The following is a 2,098-nucleotide window of genomic DNA, read 5'->3' on the forward strand; positions in this document are numbered from 1 at the left end:
AGGGCCAGTTCGGGCTGACCATCCTCGCCCAGCCGCAGCAGCAGGTTCGCGGCCGCGGCGGTCCAGTTGTCGCCCTGCTGGGTCACCTCGCTGCTCACCCCCACCGAAACATCCCGCAGTGCGGGGCTGCCGTCCCGGTTATACAGGGTCAGATAGACCTTTCCATCCTGTTCATTCACCTTCAGATCACGAAACAAACGTGCCAAAATAGCCACCTCCCAAACAAAAAGCCAGCTTCTGCTGGCCATCCTCGATTGCGTTCAAATCGTTGTAAATTTTCAGCAGCATCCCCTCGATGCGCTCCAGGTCCCGCCAGTCCCACACCAGACTGCCGGGGAAAAAGCTGCGGGTGGAATACTCCGGCCGGGTCTGCACCGCGGCGGCCAGCGCTGCCAGGTTCTCCTCCACCCGGTTGAAAAAATCCGCCAGGGGCAGCTTGTCCACCGTATAATCCTCCATCGGGCCGTACTCCGGCCGCTGGGTGACGGCCGCGGCCCGCTGGCGCAGATACAGCAGATTGCCCCGGATGCGTTCATAGTCCGGGGTAAGGCGGAACGTGTCCGTCTCGGCCCAGACTGTTTTCGGCGTCTGCCATGCCATGTGTTTCTTTCCTCCTTTACGCGAAGCCCTCGATCTTATAAACGGACAGCTCGGTGGACAGCGCCGTTACTCCGCTCGGGGCTAAGCGCAGCGCATATGGTGACACATCGATGCTCAAACTGCCGCCGGTGGAATTACGGGCAATAGAAAAGCCTGCGATGTTCATATAGTTGTTTGGCAGCGCGCTTGCCACCAGAATGTTTCCGCTGGACTCATTCACCGCAAGCTTCGGAATGAACGCGGACCCGAAATTTGTGCTGATTCGGATCATACTGTAATCGTCCCAGCCGTCTGGGGTGAGGATGGACCCGCTTTTCCAGGCGATGCCGTTTGCCAGTACCTTGCGGTTACTTACCGGCACAGCGCCCACGTCCTCTGCCGAAAGGGTGAGCGCCGTCCCCTTTTTCCCGTTCACCGACTGCACCGCCGTGTCCGCCTTGCCGCCCTGGGCGGCGGTGGCCGCGCCGATGACCGCCGGGGTCAGGGTCTTTGCGCCCACCACGCTGCCGTTCACATACAGCACCTGGCCGGTGGAAAAGCCGCTCACCTGGGTGGACTTGCTCACCAGGTTGGGGCCTGCCGGGCCGGTGGGACCGGTAGCTCCCTGCGGCCCTTGCGGCCCGGTGGGACCGGTTGCGCCGTCCCGGCCGTCCTGCCCGGAGTCACCTTTGTCGCCTTTTTCGCCCTTGTCGCCCTTGGGCAGAACCAGGTTCAGAACACCCTCGCTGCCGCTCTGGGTGATGCTGGCCGAAGCGGTACCGCCGCTGGTCACGCTGCCGATTCGCATGGTGTGGATCGCGTTGTTCCAGGCATTGAACATGGCATCGGTGAGCTTGTCCAGTATCGCCTTGTTGGTGTGGCTGTGGCGGGCGGAGGTGTTGGCGGCCACGGTGGTTTTGGTGGCGGCCAAATCATCCGCCAGAGCCTTGCCCCTGTCGCCCGCATAGGCGGTGGAGGCCGTTTCGCCCAAGGCCAGGCTCTTGCTGATCTCCACATAGGCCGTGCCGCTCCAGCGCCAGGTGAGGTTGGTATCCATCGCCACATAGATCTTGCCCGCCTCGCCCGTGGCCGGGAAGGCGCTCTTGCTGGCGTATTCCAGCACGTCGTCCACAAAGCTGGGCAGCTGGCTGGCGGGTACCTTGCCGCCCGAGTCCAGGGTGGCCACGCCCCCGGCCTTGCCCATCTCGCTGCGCTTGACCTGGGCATCGTTGGTCAGGTTGCCCAGGCCCACCTGTGCGCTGGTCACGCCATGCGGGTTCTCCCGCGACGATATGTGCCCGCTCAGGCTGCGCACCGCCTTTGCCAGCTTGCCGAAGGCGGCGGTCAGCTTCTCGCCGCTGGAAAGCAGCTCCAGGCCGGCGGCCTCGGTGTAGGTGGGAGTCTGGTCGTTGGTGGCCACATTGGGCACATTGGAAAGCCCCACCTGGGCCTTGGTCACCGCGTGGGGATTGGTCTTGCTGGCCGCGTGGGCGTCAAATTCCTCCCGCAGGCCGTTCGC

3 protein-coding genes are annotated in these 2,098 nt (G+C 63.6%); all 3 read right to left on the reverse strand.

Annotated elements, in window-relative coordinates; genetic code table 11:
* On the reverse strand, window positions 1-206 hold a 206-nt coding region (locus B5G03_RS16835), incomplete at its 3' end, for a hypothetical protein (protein ID WP_140401740.1).
* A complete protein-coding gene (locus B5G03_RS16840) occupies window positions 187-600 on the reverse strand; it encodes a hypothetical protein (protein WP_087182820.1) in 414 nt (137 codons plus the stop codon). The genes B5G03_RS16835 and B5G03_RS16840, both read right to left, overlap by 20 nt.
* A gap of 16 nt (window positions 601-616) precedes the next feature.
* Window positions 617-2,089 (reverse strand): hypothetical protein, encoded by a 1,473-nt coding sequence (locus B5G03_RS18050; RefSeq protein WP_275539309.1) that lies wholly within the window; start codon window positions 2,087-2,089, stop codon window positions 617-619.
* Between the last annotated feature and the right edge of the window lie 9 nt (window positions 2,090-2,098).

It is taken from the genome of Gemmiger sp. An50, from assembly GCF_002161595.1.
In the GTDB taxonomy this organism is placed as follows: Bacteria; Bacillota; Clostridia; order Oscillospirales; family Ruminococcaceae; genus Allofournierella.